This is a genomic window from Arthrobacter mobilis (genome assembly GCF_012395835.1).
In the GTDB taxonomy this organism is placed as follows: domain Bacteria; phylum Actinomycetota; class Actinomycetes; order Actinomycetales; family Micrococcaceae; genus Crystallibacter; species Crystallibacter mobilis.
In genome coordinates, this window is the sequence record NZ_JAAZSQ010000019.1 from 72069 (window position 1) to 88348 (window position 16280).

The 16280-nt window shown below is 69.4% G+C and carries 14 protein-coding genes; 12 read left to right on the forward strand and 2 right to left on the reverse strand.

Translation table 11 applies throughout. From position 1 onward, the window contains the following. Nucleotides 1–28: 28 nt before the first annotated feature. The 8 genes from argC to argH are packed head-to-tail and all read left to right on the forward strand — an operon-like array spanning nt 29 to nt 8697. Nucleotides 29–1060 carry an N-acetyl-gamma-glutamyl-phosphate reductase gene (gene argC, locus HGG74_RS16625; RefSeq protein WP_168488150.1) on the forward strand — a complete coding sequence of 344 codons (1032 nt, stop codon included), beginning with the start codon at nt 29–31 and terminating at the stop codon, nt 1058–1060. Further along, nucleotides 1057–2208, forward strand: a complete 1152-nt coding sequence (gene argJ / locus HGG74_RS16630) for a bifunctional glutamate N-acetyltransferase/amino-acid acetyltransferase ArgJ (RefSeq protein ID WP_168488152.1) — start codon at nt 1057–1059, stop codon at nt 2206–2208. The genes argC and argJ overlap by 4 nt, the downstream gene beginning before the upstream one ends. Before the next feature lie 19 nt (nt 2209–2227). Continuing rightward, nucleotides 2228–3142 (forward strand): acetylglutamate kinase, encoded by a 915-nt coding sequence (gene argB, locus HGG74_RS16635; RefSeq protein ID WP_376766150.1) that lies wholly within the window; start codon nt 2228–2230, stop codon nt 3140–3142. Beyond that, a complete protein-coding gene (locus HGG74_RS16640) occupies nt 3139–4428 on the forward strand; it encodes an acetylornithine transaminase (RefSeq protein ID WP_168488156.1) in 1290 nt (429 codons plus the stop codon). Before argB ends, HGG74_RS16640 begins: the two co-directional genes overlap by 4 nt. Then, nucleotides 4425–5438 carry an ornithine carbamoyltransferase gene (argF, locus tag HGG74_RS16645; RefSeq protein ID WP_168488158.1) on the forward strand — a complete coding sequence of 338 codons (1014 nt, stop codon included), beginning with the start codon at nt 4425–4427 and terminating at the stop codon, nt 5436–5438. Before HGG74_RS16640 ends, argF begins: the two co-directional genes overlap by 4 nt. Before the next feature lie 22 nt (nt 5439–5460). Continuing rightward, nucleotides 5461–5976, forward strand: coding sequence for an arginine repressor (locus HGG74_RS16650; protein WP_168488160.1), 516 nt, complete (start codon nt 5461–5463; stop codon nt 5974–5976). A 46-nt stretch (nt 5977–6022) separates the two neighbouring features. Then, nucleotides 6023–7231, forward strand: coding sequence for an argininosuccinate synthase (locus HGG74_RS16655; protein ID WP_168488161.1), 1209 nt, complete (start codon nt 6023–6025; stop codon nt 7229–7231). A gap of 2 nt (nt 7232–7233) precedes the next feature. After that, nucleotides 7234–8697 (forward strand): argininosuccinate lyase, encoded by a 1464-nt coding sequence (argH, locus tag HGG74_RS16660; RefSeq protein WP_168488163.1) that lies wholly within the window; start codon nt 7234–7236, stop codon nt 8695–8697. 105 nt (nt 8698–8802) lie between these two features. Here the strand turns inward: argH and HGG74_RS16665 are convergent, their stop codons facing one another. Together HGG74_RS16665 and HGG74_RS16670 are read right to left on the reverse strand one after the other, a co-directional pair. After that, complete coding sequence (locus HGG74_RS16665; protein WP_312856881.1) at nt 8803–9624, reverse strand: HNH endonuclease signature motif containing protein; 822 nt, start codon at nt 9622–9624, stop codon at nt 8803–8805. Then, complete coding sequence (locus HGG74_RS16670) at nt 9602–10336, reverse strand: DUF222 domain-containing protein (protein WP_168488164.1); 735 nt, start codon at nt 10334–10336, stop codon at nt 9602–9604. Before HGG74_RS16670 ends, HGG74_RS16665 begins: the two co-directional genes overlap by 23 nt. A 228-nt stretch (nt 10337–10564) precedes the next feature. Between HGG74_RS16670 and HGG74_RS16675 the strand changes: the two genes are divergently transcribed. From HGG74_RS16675 to tyrS, 4 genes are all read left to right on the forward strand, one after another. After that, complete coding sequence (locus HGG74_RS16675; protein ID WP_168488165.1) at nt 10565–11581, forward strand: SRPBCC domain-containing protein; 1017 nt, start codon at nt 10565–10567, stop codon at nt 11579–11581. Then, on the forward strand, nt 11582–12211 hold the full coding sequence (locus HGG74_RS16680; protein WP_168488167.1) for a DNA-3-methyladenine glycosylase: 630 nt from the start codon (nt 11582–11584) through the stop codon (nt 12209–12211). It abuts the gene before it with no gap. A 144-nt stretch (nt 12212–12355) separates the two neighbouring features. Then, nucleotides 12356–14650, forward strand: coding sequence for a HelD family protein (locus HGG74_RS16685; RefSeq protein ID WP_168488169.1), 2295 nt, complete (start codon nt 12356–12358; stop codon nt 14648–14650). Between the two features lie 32 nt (nt 14651–14682). Further along, nucleotides 14683–15975 carry a tyrosine--tRNA ligase gene (gene tyrS / locus HGG74_RS16690; RefSeq protein ID WP_205762051.1) on the forward strand — a complete coding sequence of 431 codons (1293 nt, stop codon included), beginning with the start codon at nt 14683–14685 and terminating at the stop codon, nt 15973–15975. Nucleotides 15976–16280 lie beyond the last annotated feature (305 nt).

A 16280-nucleotide genomic window follows, 5' to 3' on the forward strand; every position in this document is an offset into this window, starting at 1 on the left:
TGCATAATCTTGCTGTACGCTGGGTGTCATGAGTTTTTCTGTTGCCGTCTCCGGGGCCAGCGGCTATGCCGGCGGCGAGGTGCTGCGCCTGCTCGCCAGCCACCCGGACGTGACCATCGGCGCCATTACGGCCCACAGCAATGCCGGGGCGCCGCTGGGCGAACTCCAACCGCACCTGCATGCGCTCGGCAACCGTGAACTGGTCGAGACCACCGTCGCGAACCTGGCCGGCCACGACGTGGTCTTCCTGGCGCTGCCGCACGGGGCCAGCGCCGGCATCGCCGCCCAGCTGCCCGAGGACACACTGGTGATCGACGCCGGGGCGGACCACCGCCTCGAAGATCCAATCGCCTGGGAGAAATTCTACGGTTCCGCCCACGCGGGAACCTGGCCGTACGGGCTTCCGGAGCTGCCGGGCCACCGCGAGCGGCTGCGCGGCGCACGGCGGATCGCCGTGCCCGGCTGCTATCCGACCAGTTCCCTGCTGGCGCTGGCCCCCGGCTTCGCCGCGGGCCTGCTGGAGCCCGGTGACGTCGTCATCGTCTCCGCCTCCGGAACCTCCGGCGCGGGCAAGTCCGCCAAGGTGAACCTGCTCGGGTCCGAAGTCATGGGCGGCATGAACCCCTACGGCGTGGGCGGCGGCCACCGCCATACCCCGGAAATCGAACAGGGCCTGAGCGCGGCCGCCGGCGAGCAGGTCACGATCTCCTTCACGCCCACGCTGGCTCCCATGAGCCGGGGCATCCTGACCACCGCGACCGCGAAGGTGCGGCCCGGCACCACCGCCACTGCACTGCGCGAGGCCTGGTCCGCGGCATATGCCGACGAACCCTTCGTGCACCTGCTGCCCGAGGGCCGCTGGCCGCACACCAAGGCCGTGCTTGGCTCCAACCACACGGTGCTGCAGCTGGCCCTGGACGAGCACAGCGGCCGGGTGGTCGTCACCTGCGCCATCGACAACCTCACCAAGGGCACCGCCGGTGGTGCTGTCCAGTCCATGAACATCGCCCTCGGCCTCGAGGAGACCGCGGGCCTGACCCACCAGGGAGCAGCACCGTGAGCGTCACCACACCTAAGGGCTTCCGCGCCGCGGGCGTCACCGCCGGCCTGAAGGCCTCCGGCAAACCGGACATGGCCCTGGTGGTCAACGACGGCCCGGCCAGGGCGGCCGCGGCGGTCTTCACGTCCAACCGGGTGGCCGCAGCCCCGGTGCTGTGGTCCCGCCAGGTAATCAGCGACGGGCGGGTCGACGCCGTCATCCTCAATTCGGGCGGCGCCAACGCCTGCACCGGCGCGGAGGGCTTCCAGAACACGCATGCCACGGCGGAAAAAACCGCCGGAGCGCTGGGCGTTTCCGCCGGGGACGTGGTGGTCTGCTCCACCGGCCTGATCGGTGAGCAGCTGCCCATGGACAAGGTGCTGCCCGGCGTCGACGCGGCAGCGGCCGCGCTGTCCGCGGACGGCGGCGCCGAAGCGGCCACGGCGATCATGACCACCGATACGGTCCCGAAGCAGGCAGCCTCCACCGGTGCCGGCTACAGCATTGGCGGCATGGCCAAGGGCGCCGGCATGCTCGCCCCGGGACTGGCGACCATGCTGGTGGTGATCACCACCGACGCCGTGCTGGAACAGGCAGCGCTGGATGCGGCGCTGCGCCAGGCCACCCGGGTCACCTTCGACCGCACGGACTCGGACGGGTGCATGTCCACCAACGACACCGTGGTGCTGATGTCCTCGGCCGCCTCCGGAGTCGCCCCGGAGCCGGCGGAATTCACCGAACGGCTGACCACGGTCTGTGCCGACCTGGCCCGCCAGCTGATCGGCGACGCCGAGGGCGCCAGCCACGACATCGCCGTCACCACCGTGAACGCGGCCTCCGAGGCGGATGCGGAAACGGTCAGCCGGGCGGTGGCCCGCTCCAACCTGTTCAAGACCGCCATCTTCGGCAACGATCCGAACTGGGGCCGCGTGCTCTCCGCCGTCGGCACCACCGATGCCGTCTTCGAACCGGAACAGCTCAACGTCACGATGAACGGCGTCCAGGTCTGCCGCAACGGCGGCGTGGGGGAGTCCCGCAGCCTGGTGGATCTGTCCGGCCGCGAGGTGTCGGTGGTGATCGACCTGAACGCCGGCAGCGAAACGGCCACCATCTGGACCAACGACCTGACCCACGAGTACGTCCACGAAAACTCGGCTTACTCCAGCTAAGACTCCAGGTAAGGCTGTCATGATGAACACTTCAATGCTTATTGCGCAGGACAAGGCCGCGACGCTGATCGAGGCCCTGCCCTGGATCCAGCGGTTCGCCGGCACCACCGTCGTGGTCAAGTACGGCGGCAACGCGATGGTCAACGATGAGCTGCGGCGCGCCTTTGCCGAGGACATCGTGTTCCTGCACCACGTGGGCATCAAGCCCGTGGTGGTCCACGGCGGCGGCCCGCAGATCAACGCCATGCTCGGCAAGCTCGGCATCGAATCCGAGTTCAAGGGCGGCCTGCGCGTGACCACCCCGGAAGCCATGGACGTGGTCCGGATGGTGCTCACCGGACAGGTCGGGCGCGAACTGGTGGGCCTGATCAACTCCCACGGCCCCTACGCCGTCGGCATGTCCGGCGAAGACGGCGGCCTGCTGCAGGCCGTGCGCACCGGCACCGTGGTGGACGGCGAAGAAGTGGACCTGGGCCTGGTCGGCGAGGTGGTGGGCGTGAACCCCTCCGCCATCCTGGACCTGCTCGAGGCGGGGCGGATCCCGGTGATCTCCACCGTGGCCCCGGAAATCAGCCGGGACGGGGAGCCCACCCACCAAGTGCTCAACGTCAACGCCGATACCGCGGCTGCGGCCGTGGCGGACGCGCTGCATGCCTCGCGGCTGCTGATCCTGACCGATGTGGAGGGCCTCTACGCCAACTGGCCGGACCGCTCCTCGCTGATCTCCTCGCTGACCGCATCGGACCTGCGCGCCCTGCTGCCTACGCTCGAATCCGGCATGATCCCGAAGATGGAAGCGTGCCTGAAGGCCGTGGACGGGGGAGTGGAACGGGCAGCCGTCGTCGACGGGCGGATGGCACATTCGATTCTGTTGGAAATATTCACGACGGCGGGCATCGGCACGCAGGTCGTCCCGGACGGAGAAGATTCATGAGCGAAGTGCAGACTGCTGCACAACTGGTGGAGTTCGAGGGCCTGCACAACCAGGAACTGCTCGCCCGGTACAACAACTCCCTGATGGGAGTGTTCGGCACCCCGCAGCGTGTGCTGGTGCGCGGCACCGGCTGCACGGTGTGGGACGCCGACGGCAAGGAGTACCTGGACCTGCTCGGCGGGATTGCCGTCAATGCGCTGGGGCATGCCGACCCGTTCCTGACCGGCATCGTGTCCAGCCAGCTGGCGACCCTGGGGCATGTGTCCAATTTCTTCACCAGTCCCACCCAGATTGGCTTGGCCGAGAAGCTGCTTGAGCTCGCCCAGGCTCCCTCCGGTTCCCGGGTGTTCTTCGCCAACTCCGGCACCGAGGCCAACGAGGCGGCATTCAAGCTGGCCCGGCGCAATGCCGGCACCGCGCAGACCCCGCGCACCCGGATCATTGCCCTCGAGGGCGCCTTCCACGGCCGCACCATGGGCGCGCTGGCGCTGACCGCGAAGCAGGCCTACCGGGAGCCGTTCGAGCCGCTGCCCGGCGGCGTCGAGCACCTGCCCTTCGGGGACCCGGACGCATTGCGCGAGGCCGTGGACGACACGGTGGCCGCCGTCGTGCTCGAGCCCATCCAGGGCGAGGTCGGCGTCCGGCCGCTGCCGCCCGGCTACCTCAAGGCCGCCCGGGAGATCACCCGCGAGGCGGGCGCCTTGCTGATCCTGGACGAGGTGCAGTCCGGTGCCGGGCGGACCGGCAACTGGTTCGCTTTCCAGGGCGAGGTGGCCGGCGGCGAGCAGATCGTCCCGGATGCGGTCACCCTGGCCAAGGGCCTGGGCGGCGGCTTCCCCATCGGGGCGCTCATCACCTTCGGGGACGAGGTGTCCGGCCTGCTGGCCGCCGGCCAGCATGGGACCACCTTCGGCGGCAACCCGGTGGCCACCGCTGCCGCGCTGGCCACGCTGCATTCGCTCGAGGCCCGCGGGCTGCTGCAGCACGCCGCCGACGTCGGGGCCTGGCTGCGCGGGCGCCTCGCCTCCGTGCCCGGCGTCGTCGAAGTGCGCGGCGAAGGCCTGCTGATCGGCTTTGACCTGGACGCGGATTTTCCTGCCGGTATTGCGCCGCAGGTGGTGCAGGCCGCGCTGGAGGCAGGCTTCATCATCAACGCCCCCGGCCCGCGCACCCTGCGCCTGGCCCCGCCCCTGATCCTGACCCGCGACCAGGCCGCACGTTTCCTTGACGCGCTGCCGGCGCTGATCACAACCGCGGCCGCCGCCGCAGGCAAGGACATGCCATGACTTCCAGCACGACGACTTCCAGCACGACCCCCGGCGCGCTCCGGAACACGATCCGGCACTTCCTGGTCGACACCGACCTGAGCCCCGCCGAGCAGGCCGAAGTCCTCGAGCTTGCGGCGCAGATGAAGAAGTCCCCGTACCTCTACCAGCCCTACGCCGGGGACGGCGCCGGGCGCAAGACCGTCGCGGTCATCTTCGACAAGACCTCCACCCGCACCCGGGTCTCCTTCGCCGCCGGGATCGCCGACCTGGGCGGGGTGCCGCTGATCATCAACCCGGGCGAAGCGCAGATGGGACACAAGGAATCCATTCCGGACACCATCCGCGTCCTGGAGCGCATGGTCGCCACGGTTGTCTGGCGCACCTACGCCCACTCGGGCCTGGAGGAGATGGCGGCCCTGTCCGAGGTGCCGGTCATCAACTCGCTCTCGGACGACTACCATCCCTGCCAACTGCTGGCCGACCTGCTGACCGTCAAGGAGCACAAGGGGCAGTTGTCCGGCCTGACCCTCGCCTACCTCGGGGATGCGGCCAACAACATGGCCAACTCCTACCTGCTGGCCTGCGCCACCGCCGGCATGAACGTGCGCGTGGCCGGGCCGGAAGGCTACCTGCCCCCCGAGGCCGTCGTCGCGGCCGCCAAGGAGCGGGCCGCCGCGACCGGCGGTTCGGTGCTCGCCACCACCGACGCCGCGGCGGCCCTGGCCGGGGCCGACGTCGTGGCCACCGACACCTGGGTGTCCATGGGCCAGGAGGAGGAAAAGGCCCAGCGGCAGGAACTGTTCCGGGCCTACTCGGTGGACGCGGCGGCGCTGAAACTGGCGGCGCCGGACGCCATCGTGCTGCACTGCCTGCCCGCCTACCGCGGCTACGAGATCGCCGCCGAGGTGATCGACGGCCCGCAGTCGGTGGTCTGGGACGAGGCGGAGAACCGGCTGCACGCGCAGAAGGCCCTGATGGCCTGGCTGATGGACAAGTCCGGCCTGGCCCCGCTGCGGGCGGTATCCTGAAGCCTGCACGGGGAAGACTGTCATGACCAGCATGCCCACCACCAAGACGGCCCGCCAGGCCCGGATCACCGCGATCCTGACCGGACAGTCCGTCCGGTCGCAGGCCGAGCTGGCGGCCCTGCTCGCCGCCGAGGGTGTGCAGGTGACGCAGGCCACACTCTCGCGCGACCTGGTGGAGCTTGGTGCCGTCCGCGTGCGCGGCGGGGACGGCGGCCTGGTCTACGCAGTCCCGTCCGAAGGCGGCGAGCGCTCGCCGCAGAGCGGGCTGACGCAGGAAATCCTGGACGCCCGGCTGGCCAAGCTGTGTGCCGACCTGCTGGTCACGGCCGAAGCATCCGGGAACCTCGTGGTGCTGCGCACTCCGCCCGGGGCCGCGAACTTCCTGGCCCTGGCCATCGACCATTCGGTCATGCCGTCGGTGCTGGGCAGCATCGCCGGGGACGACACGGTGCTGCTGGTCACCCGGGATCCGCAGGGCGGCACCGAAGTCGCCGCCCGCTTCCTGCAGCTGGCCGACGATCCGGCCCGCAGCGGCTGAACTTTGAACTCTTAACAACCCCCATCACTAGCTAGGAGCACCTAACGTGACTGACCGCATTGTTCTGGCCTACTCCGGTGGCCTCGACACCTCCGTGGCCATCGGCTGGATCGCCGAGGCGACCGGCGCCGAGGTCATCGCCGTCGCCGTCGACGTCGGCCAGGGCGGCGAATCCCTGGAAACCATCCGCCAGCGCGCGCTGGACTGCGGCGCCGTCGAAGCGTATATCGCCGACGCCCGCGACGAATTCGCCGCCGAGTACTGCATGCCGGCGCTGAAGGCCAACGCCCTGTACATGGACGCCTACCCGCTGGTGTCCGCGCTCTCCCGCCCGGTGATCGTCAAGCACCTGGTCGCCGCCGCCCGCGAGTTCGGCGCCACCACCGTCTCCCACGGCTGCACCGGCAAGGGCAACGACCAGGTCCGCTTCGAGGTCGGCATCCAGACCCTGGGCCCGGACCTGAAGTGCATTGCCCCGGTCCGCGACCTGGCGCTCACCCGCGACAAGGCCATCGCCTATGCGGAGGAGAAGAACCTGCCGATCGTCACCACCAAGAAGAACCCGTTCTCCATCGACCAGAACGTCTGGGGACGCGCCGTGGAAACCGGCTTCCTCGAGGACATTTGGAACGGGCCCACCAAGGACGTCTACGACTACACCGCCTCCCCGGACTTCCCGCCGGTGGCCGACGAGGTCATCATCACCTTCGAGCAGGGCATCCCAGTGGCCCTCGACGGCGATCCGGTGACCCCGCTCGAGGCCATCCAGCAGCTGAACCACCGCGCCGGCGCCCAGGGCATCGGCCGCATCGACATCGTCGAGGACCGCCTGGTGGGCATCAAGTCCCGCGAAGTCTACGAGGCACCGGGCGCGATGGCCCTGATCGCCGCGCACAAGGAGCTCGAGAACGTCACCGTCGAGCGCGAGCAGGCCCGCTTCAAGAAGATCGTGGGCCAGCGCTGGACCGAGCTGGTGTACGACGGCCAGTGGTTCTCCCCGCTCAAGCGCTCCCTGGACACCTTCATCGAGGACACCCAGAAGTACGTCTCCGGCGACATCCGGATGGAAATGCACGGCGGCCGCGCTACGGTCACCGGCCGGCGCTCGAACAGCTCGCTGTACGACTTCAACCTGGCCACCTACGACACCGGCGACGCCTTCGACCAGTCCAGCGCCCGCGGTTTCATCGACATCTTCGGCCTGTCCTCCAAGGTGGCCTCCGAGCGCGACGAGCGCGTGGCGGGAAGCAAGTAGCCGTGAGCCAGGATTCCGGTACTGCGGGGGCGCGCCCGGGGACCGTCCAGGGTGCGCTCTGGGGCGGCCGGTTCGCCGGCGGCCCGGCTGACGCACTGGCCGCGCTGAGCAAATCCACGCACTTCGACTGGCGGCTGGCCCGCTACGACATTGCCGGATCGCGCGCGCATGCCCGGGTGCTGCACAAGGCCGGGCTGCTGGACGACGGCGAACTGGAGGGCATGCTGGCCGCGCTGGACGCGCTCGACGCCGATGTGGCCTCCGGCGCCTATGTGGCGGCGGACACCGATGAGGACGTGCACGGCTCGCTCGAGCGCGGGCTGATCGAGCGGGCTGGTGCCCACCTGGGCGGGAAGCTGCGGGCCGGCCGGTCCCGCAACGACCAGATCGCCACGCTGGGCCGGATGTTCCTGCGCGACCATGCCCGGATCATCGCCCGCGGCGTGCTGGACACGGTGGACGCGCTGGTGGCCCAGGCCGAACGGCACCCGCAGGTGGCCATGCCCGGCCGGACCCACCTGCAGCACGCCCAGCCGGTGCTGCTCTCCCACCATCTGCTCGCCCACGCCTGGGCATTGCTGCGCGACGTGCAGCGCCTGGCGGACTGGGACAGGCGCGCCGCCGTGTCCCCGTACGGGTCCGGCGCGCTGGCCGGATCCTCGCTCGGCCTGGATCCCGTGGCGGTGGCCGAGGAACTCGGTTTCGACTCGGCCGTCTGGAACTCGATCGACGGCACCGCATCGCGCGATGTCTTCGCCGAGTTCGCCTGGGTGGCTGCGATGATCGGGGTGGACCTGTCCCGGATCTCCGAGGAAATCATCCTGTGGGCGACCAAGGAATTTTCCTTCGTCACCCTGGACGACGCGTACTCCACGGGGTCCTCGATCATGCCGCAGAAGAAGAACCCTGACGTGGCCGAACTGGCCCGCGGCAAGGCAGGCAGGCTGATCGGCGACCTGACCGGGCTGCTGGCCACGCTCAAGGGCCTGCCGCTGGCGTACAACCGGGACCTGCAGGAAGACAAGGAACCGGTGTTCGACGCCGCGGACACCCTGGAGCTGCTGCTGCCGGCGGTCTCGGGCATGATCGCCACGCTGGTCTTCAATACGGAGCGGCTGGAATCCCTGGCGCCGCAGGGCTTTGCGCTGGCCACCGACATCGCCGAATGGCTGGTCCGCGAGGGCGTGCCCTTCCGTGAAGCCCACGAGCTCTCCGGCGCGGCGGTCAAGCTGGCCGAGAGCCGCGGGGTGGAGCTCTGGGATCTGTCCGACGAAGACTATGCGGGCATCTCGCCGCACCTGACGCCGGACGTGCGGTCCGTGCTGAGCGTGGAAGGGTCGCTGAACAGCCGCAGCTCGCAGGGCGGCACGGCTCCGTCCGCGGTGGCGGCCCAGCTGGCTGCGCTGAAGGCCGAACTGGCCCCGGCCCGCGACTACGCTGCCCGCGGCTATGTGGCGGGCGGCTGACACCTGCTGCGGTGATTCCGATGGCGGCGGGCCGGCTTTCCGAACGGGAGGCCGGCCCGCCGCTTGTTGTTGTGTTTTGTGCTGCCGGCGAGGGGCCGGTTCCGGTCAGAAGGGCGGCGGTGCTTCCCCGTCCGGCGGGACGTCGGGCGGGCGGGGTTGGCGGAGTTCTTCGGCGGCGCGGAGCAGGCGCTGGCGGTGTGCCTCGGGCAGGTGCTGGAGGATGGCCTGCGGGTAGCGGGGCGGGCCGGTCTCCAGGTGGTCCGGGACGGTGGCGTAGGCGTAGCTGGCCGGCGAGGTCCAGGTGAAGATGCCGCCGGGGTGCTGGGCGGGGGTCCAGCCGGTGGTGTGCTTGAGCCGGTGGTGGGGCCTGCAGCTCGGGCCGAGGTTGTCCAGGCTGGTGGTGCCGCCCTCGGCGAAGGCGCGGGTATGGTCCAGCTCGCAGTGCAGGGCGGCGCGGCGGCAGCCGGCGAAGGTGCAAGCCGGGTTGCGGTGCCGCACAGCGCGGGCCAGATCCGCCGGGACCCGGTAGGTACTCCGCCCCCAGGAAAGCCGGATCCCGGTCTCGGGGTGGGTCAGGAGGCGGCGGAAGGAGGGGGCGTGCGCACAGAGCCGGCGGGCGGTTTCGGCCGGGATGGGCCCGTAGCCTTCGAGCTCGGCCGGTTCCTCGTCTAGGCCCAGCAGGGTGAAGACCGGGACGGTGACGGCGACCTGGGCGCGGATGCCGGCGGCGGGCCCGGCGTCCAGGCCCGCGTTCAGGAGCAGGTCGGCGAGCACGTCGGCGCGCAGCTGGGCCAAGGTGCGCGGTTCGTCCGGTCCCTGGAGGGACTTTGCGGCGCGGGTCAGCCGGTCAAAGGCCGCATGCGCGGTTTCGGCCGGCAGCCAGGCACCCAGATACGCCATGGCGTCAGCTCCGGGCTGCAGGTCCACGGCCCGGCCCGCCTCGGCACGGACCCGGCGCGCGGAAAGGGACTCCGGGTCCGTGCCGCTCCCGGATCCGGCGGGCCTTCCGGCGCAGGCCCGGCACGTCCAGCCCGGCCGCGGCCAGGAGCAGGACCTCCAGTTGCGTGCGGGCCTGCGGGGACAAGCCGGCGGCCTGGTCCAGGATCACCCCCGCCTGGGCGCGGGTGATCTGCCCGGCCTCCAGCGCGGCCAGGGTGGCAGGGTAGCGGGTGCACAGCTGCCGGGCCTGGTCCAGCCGGGCCCGGGCAGTCCCCTCGGAGATGCGCAGCAGCCCGGCGAGCTCCGCGGCCGCTGAGAGTCCGGCCAGGTCCCCGGCGCTGGTCCGGGCCCGGTCCGGGACGTCGGGGCCGAAGACGGCGGGTTGTTCGGCCAGGGCCCGGTCCAGCAGGCGGTGTGCGAGCCGGGCGGTGCAGGCCTCCAGCCAGGCCCCGGCGCGCCGGGCCGCCTCCAGATACCGGGCCGCCTCGGGATAGCCCAGCTGTTCGGGCACCATGGCGGCCAGCAGTTGCCACGGCTGCTCCGGAGCCGCGGCAGGCAGGCTGGTCCCAGTCGCCAAATCAGCCGGCAGGCTGGAGCGTTCGTCGTCGTCAGCGCTGACCCCTGCGTCCGGGGCCTCGTCGTCCTGCAGGCCAGGCCCGGGATAGACCTCCGGGCAGTCTGCCCATGGGTCGGCCGGCACCGGGCCGTATGGATCACCCCAGCGCCGGAAGAACTACTGTTCCCAGTCCGCCGGGCCGTCGTGCGGCTCCGGTTCCGGAAACGTGCTTCCTGCCATGGCACCAGTCCACCATCTGCTACCGACACTATTCGGCCTGCGGGCAGCAACGGGAGGCTGCGCCGTAGTATCTTCCTGGCCGGCCGGCCCTTCCCTACCGGCATCACGGGCCCGTGGGGTAGGTTGTGATTCATGACGACGCTGACGCCGGATGCAGACAAAGTGGTTCCCACCGGGCGGATCGAACGGGTCGACGGCGACTACGTCCTGGCCTTCGACCTTCAGCTCGACTATCCCCGCAGCTATATCTGGAGCCTGCTCACCGAACGCGGGAAAGTGGCGAAGTGGCTCGGCAACCTGCTGGACGACTGGGCCCTGGGCCATCCCTACGAACTGGATTTGGGCAGCGGCTCCGCCAGCGGCACGGTACTGCAGTACAACCCGCCGCTCAGCCTGCAGATCACGTGGGAGGACGAACTCGGCGACGAGTCCGTGATCGAATGGCGCGTGCTCGAAAGCGCCGGAGGTACCCTGCTGCAATTCCGTGCCCGGACCGAAAGCTCCGATTTCCTGACCGAGGGCAGTGCCGGCTGGCAGACCATCCTGGAAGGGTTGGAAGCGGTGGCCGCCGGCCGGACTCCGGACAACAGCACCGACCGCTGGACGCCGCTGCGCGAGGCCTACGCCCGGGAGTATTCGCTGTCGCCGTCCATGGGCACCGTCCGGAAGGAGTCCGGCCACACTTCCGTGCATTTCGACCGCCTGCTCGATGCGGACCGCGATACCGTCTGGCAGGCCCTGACCGATCCCGCCAAGTTCTCCCGCTGGCTGGCTCCGGGAAAGCTCCAGCTGCAGGTGGGCGGAGTGATCAAGCTGGACTTCCCCGACTTCACGCTGGAAGGGGACGTGTCCTATGTACTCGGCGACCAGGCCCTGGAGTACAGTTGGTCCAGCCCCGAAGTCCAGGAAAGCTCGGTCCACTGGCTGCTTTCGCCTGCCGGTTCCAAGACCCTGCTGCAGCTGAGCCACACCCTGCGCTCCCCGGGTAGGACCGATGTGCTGCTGGGCAAGTGGCATGACCGGCTGGACGCCCTGGCGGTGCTGCTCGCCGGGGGTGAGGTGCATCCGTCCGCGCACCGGCTCGACGCCTTGGCCAAGTTCTACCGGCGAGTCTTCGGGACCGGTGCGCCCGGGAACCGCAGCAGCTGAATGGACGGTGCCCTGCTGCACTGGCTCGCCAGGCCTGCCGTCGACGTCGCGCCCGGCCTGCTGGGCGCCCGGTTTGCGCACACGACGGCGGAGGGCGAGGTGGCGGTCAGGATCAGCGAAGTCGAAGCGTACCTGGGCGAGCACGATCCCGGCTCCCATGCGTTCCGCGGCATGACCAAGCGGAACCGGACCATGTTCGGCCCTCCGGGCCATATCTATGTCTATTTCACCTACGGGATGCACCACTGCGTGAACATCGTCTGCGGCCATGAAGGACAAGCCACCGGTGTGCTGGTACGGGCCGGGGAGGTGACCGGCGGGCTGGACCTGGCCCGCCGCCGCCGTGCGTCGGCCAAAGACGACACCGAGCTGGCCAAGGGACCGGCCCGGCTGGCGCAGGCCCTCGGGCTGACGCTGGCCGACGACGGCCGGGCGTTCCAGCCTGGTTCCCTGACGCTGCAGCTTCCGCACGCCCCGGCGCAGCATGTCCGGACGGGACCCCGCGTAGGGGTCGGCGGCGAAGGCGGAACGGCAGCCTACCCCTGGCGCTTCTGGATTGCCGGGGACCGGACCGTGTCGCCGTACCGGCCGGCCAAACCGCGCACCCGCAGCGCCGCCGCCGGCGTTTAGTCCGGCCCTGCAGACCAGCGGACCTGCGGCCGCACCCCTTGGCGGCGTTGCCGGATCTTTACCGGTTCGCAATGCGTACACTGTGATCATTCGCTGCAATGCCGGTAGAATGGACGGTCGGTCTTTGCTGGAGGGAACTACAGAATGCAGGAAGCGCACACGGCGCATGCGGAGCTGGAACACGAGCGCAACTACGTTGCGGGGCTGTACCGCCGTCTCGATGAACTGCGTGCCGAGAAACAGGAACAGCTGGCCAGGGTGCGGCGTTCGGGAGCCGTGGGCTCGATGCAGAATGTGTCCGAGCGCGACGCCTTCGCCAGCATGTACGAGGACCGGCTCGCCCAGCTGAACGCCGTGGATGACCGGCTGGTCTTCGGCCGGCTTGACCTGGACAGCGGCGAAGCCCGCTATATCGGCCGCATCGGCCTGAGCACCGCGGACCTGCAGCGGCTGATGGTGGACTGGCGGGCCCCCGAGGCCGGCGCCTTCTACCAGGCGACGGCGTTCGACCGCCTCGGCGTCCGGCGCCGGCGGCACCTGATCCTGGACGGCCGGCAGGTCCGCGGCATCGAAGACGACGTCCTGGACCTGTCGATGCTCGACGAGTCGAGCAGCCTGCAGGGCGAGGGCGCCCTGCTCGCCGCGCTGAATTCCAAGCGCACCGGCCAGATGTCCGACATCGTGGGCACCATCCAGGCCGAGCAGGACCGGATTATCCGGGCCCCGATGCCGGGCGTGCTGGTGGTCCAGGGCGGGCCGGGCACCGGCAAGACCGCAGTGGCGCTGCACCGTGCCGCCTACTTGCTGTATACCCACCGCGAGCGGTTGAAATCCGCCGGTGTGCTGCTGGTCGGTCCGTCCAACTCCTTCATGACCTATATCGAACGAGTGCTGCCCTCGTTGGGCGAAACCGGCGTCGTGATGACGACCCCGGGCAGGCTGCTGCCTGGGATCAACGCCGTGCCGGAAAGGAACCCGGCCGTCGCCGAGATCAAGGGACGTCTGGCCATGGCCGACGTCGTCGCCCGCGCCGTCGCCAACCGGCAGCGTGTGCTGGCCGAGCCGCGCAAGCTCAACGTCGAGGGCACCGTGCTGACGCTGACGCCGCGCCAGGTGACCCGGGCACGCGACAAGGCACGGGCCACGGGCAAGCCGCACAACGAGGCCCGGGCGACCTTCGTGAAAGTGCTGCTGCGCGAGCTCACCGAGCAGCTGATGGACAAGCTGGAGAAATCCTCCGGCGCCGGCAACACCGCGGACCGGTCATATTTGGCCGAAGATGTGCGTTCTGCCCGGGATGTGCGGATCGCCCTGAACTTGTGCTGGATGCCGCTGACCCCGGAAAAGCTGATCCGCGAACTGCTGAGCAAGCCGGCCCACCTCGCGGCGGCCATGGATGGCTTCAGCGAGGCGGAAGCGGCTCTGCTGCTGCGGGATCCCCAGGCGCCCTGGACGGAGGCGGACGTGCCGCTGCTGGATGAGGCCGCGGAGCTGCTGGGCGAACTGGACGCGTCGGCCGGCAGGGACAAGGCCCACCAGGACCACGAACGGGCCCGGGATCTGGCCAATGCCGAGCAGTCGCTGAAGAACGTCGACCAGATGCTGCGCGAAGCCGGCATCGACGGGCTGGTCAGCGCCGAGGACCTGGCCGACCATAACCGTGGCCAGGACACGCGCCTGACGGCCGCCGAACGGGCGGCCGCGGACAGGACCTGGGCCTTCGGGCACATTGTCGTGGACGAGGCGCAGGAGCTTTCCCCCATGCAGTGGCGCCTGCTCATGCGCCGCTGCCCGCTGAAATCATTCACCGTGGTGGGGGACATTGCCCAGACGAGCTCCGCTGCCGGAGCGCGCTCCTGGCAGCAGGCGCTGGAACCGTTCGCCCAGGACCGCTGGCGTCTGGAGGAACTGACGGTCAACTACCGGACCCCCGCGCAGATAGCGGAAGCGGCCGTGCGGATGGCCGTGGCTGCCGGCCTGGTGGTCTCGGCGCCCAAGGCGGTCCGGGAAGGCCGGTGGGCACCGCTGATCGACCGGATCGACGGCGGGAACAAAGACAGGAACAAGGACGGGGACAACGGCAGTGCGCTGGTGCCGCACCTGCTCGAGGTGCTCCCCGAGGAACTCGCGGCCGTTGATGGCGGCCTGCTGGCGATTATCGCCGCCGAGCACCGGGTGGCGGAGGTACGCACCGCCGTCGCACGGATCTATGGGGAGCGCGTCGGCTCTGGGGCCGGCGGGCCGGGCCAGGACATCACCGTGATCGGGCCGAAGGAGGCCAAGGGACTGGAGTTCGACGGCGTTGTGGTCATCGAGCCGGGCGAACTGCTGGACGGTCTGGGCGGCAAGGTCGGAGACCTCTACGTGGCCATGACCAGGCCTACGCAGCGGCTGCGCCTCATTACTGCCGGTGATGTCCCTGCAGGGATTGAAGGCTGATAAATTGAGGAACCGTGTCAACTAATACGTTTTTGAGTTCCCAACGCAACGATCAGGCCTTCGCCAATATCTGGCAGGAACTGAAATGGCGTGGACTGGTCCATGTTTCCACTGACGAGGCCGAGCTGGAGAAGCTGCTGGCCGGGGAACCGATCACGTATTATTGCGGCTTCGACCCGACGGCGCCGAGCCTGCACCTGGGGAACCTGGTGCAGCTGCTGACGATGCGCCGGCTCCAGCTGGCCGGCCATAAGCCCCTCGGTCTGGTCGGCGGTTCCACCGGGCTGGTGGGCGATCCGCGCCCAACCGCCGAGCGCACCATGAACACCAAGGAAACGGTGGCCGAGTGGGTGGGCTACCTGCAGGGCCAGGTGCAGCGCTTCCTGGACTTCGAAGGCGACAACGCCGCGCGCATCGTGAACAACCTGGACTGGACGGCGCCGATGGGCGTGCTGGACTTCCTGCGTGATGTGGGCAAGCACTTCCGCGTCGGCACGATGATCAAGAAGGACATCGTCGCCTCCCGCCTGAATTCGGACGAGGGCATCAGCTATGCAGAGTTCAGCTACCAGATCCTGCAGGGCATGGACTACCTGGAGCTGTTCCGCCAGTACGGCTGCATGCTGCAGACCGGCGGTTCCGACCAGTGGGGCAACCTCACCAGCGGCATCGACCTGATCCACAAGGTCGAAGGCAAGAGCGTCCACGCGCTGGGCACCCCGCTGATCACCAATGCGGACGGGACCAAGTTCGGTAAGAGCGAGGGTAATGCCATCTGGCTCGACGCCACCATGTGCAGCCCGTACACGATGTACCAGTTCTGGCTGAATACGGCCGACGCGGACGTGATCGACCGGCTGAAGGTGTTCACCTTCAAGACCAAGGCTCAGATCGAGGAACTCGAACAGGCTGTGGCCGAGCGTCCCCATCAGCGCGAGGCTCAGCGTGCGCTGGCCTACGATGTCACCTCCATCGTTCACGGCGTGGAGGCGACCGACAAGGTGATCGCCGCTTCCGCGGCGCTGTTCGGCCAGGGTGAGCTGGGCCAGCTCGACGAGCCCACGCTTGTTGCCGCGACCGCCGAACTGCCCAGCGCAGTGGCGGACCGGGGCTCGCTGGGAATCGTGGACCTGCTGGTTGCTTCAGGCCTGGCTGCGAGCAATTCGGCTGCCCGCCGCACCGTGGCCGAGGGCGGCGCCTACGTCAACAACGAGAAGATCACCGATGCGGATGTGGTGATCGACACCGGCAAGCTGCTGCACGGCAAATACCTGCTGATGCGCCGGGGCAAGCGGACGCTCGCCATGGTCGAGGTGCCCGCCTGACGGGCGGGACTGACGAGTGCGGGGACGGGCCTGGCGGGGTGGAAACCCTGCCGGGCCCGTTGCCTTTTGTGGCCTGCGGGAGCGATTTGCGCAGTCCCGGACAAGGGTGTAATGTTTTCTGAGTCGCCGGGGCCCGGCAGTGGAAACTGCGGGCAGGCCGACGGAGAGGCCCGCCGGGTAAACCGGCATCAGAGGGTCCACCATTTCCACCTGAATCCACGGAAACCGCGGATTTGACAGGATGGAAATGGGAAAATAAATTAGAACACCGCGGCGGGGAAAGGCCGGACTGATTGGTCCGGCGG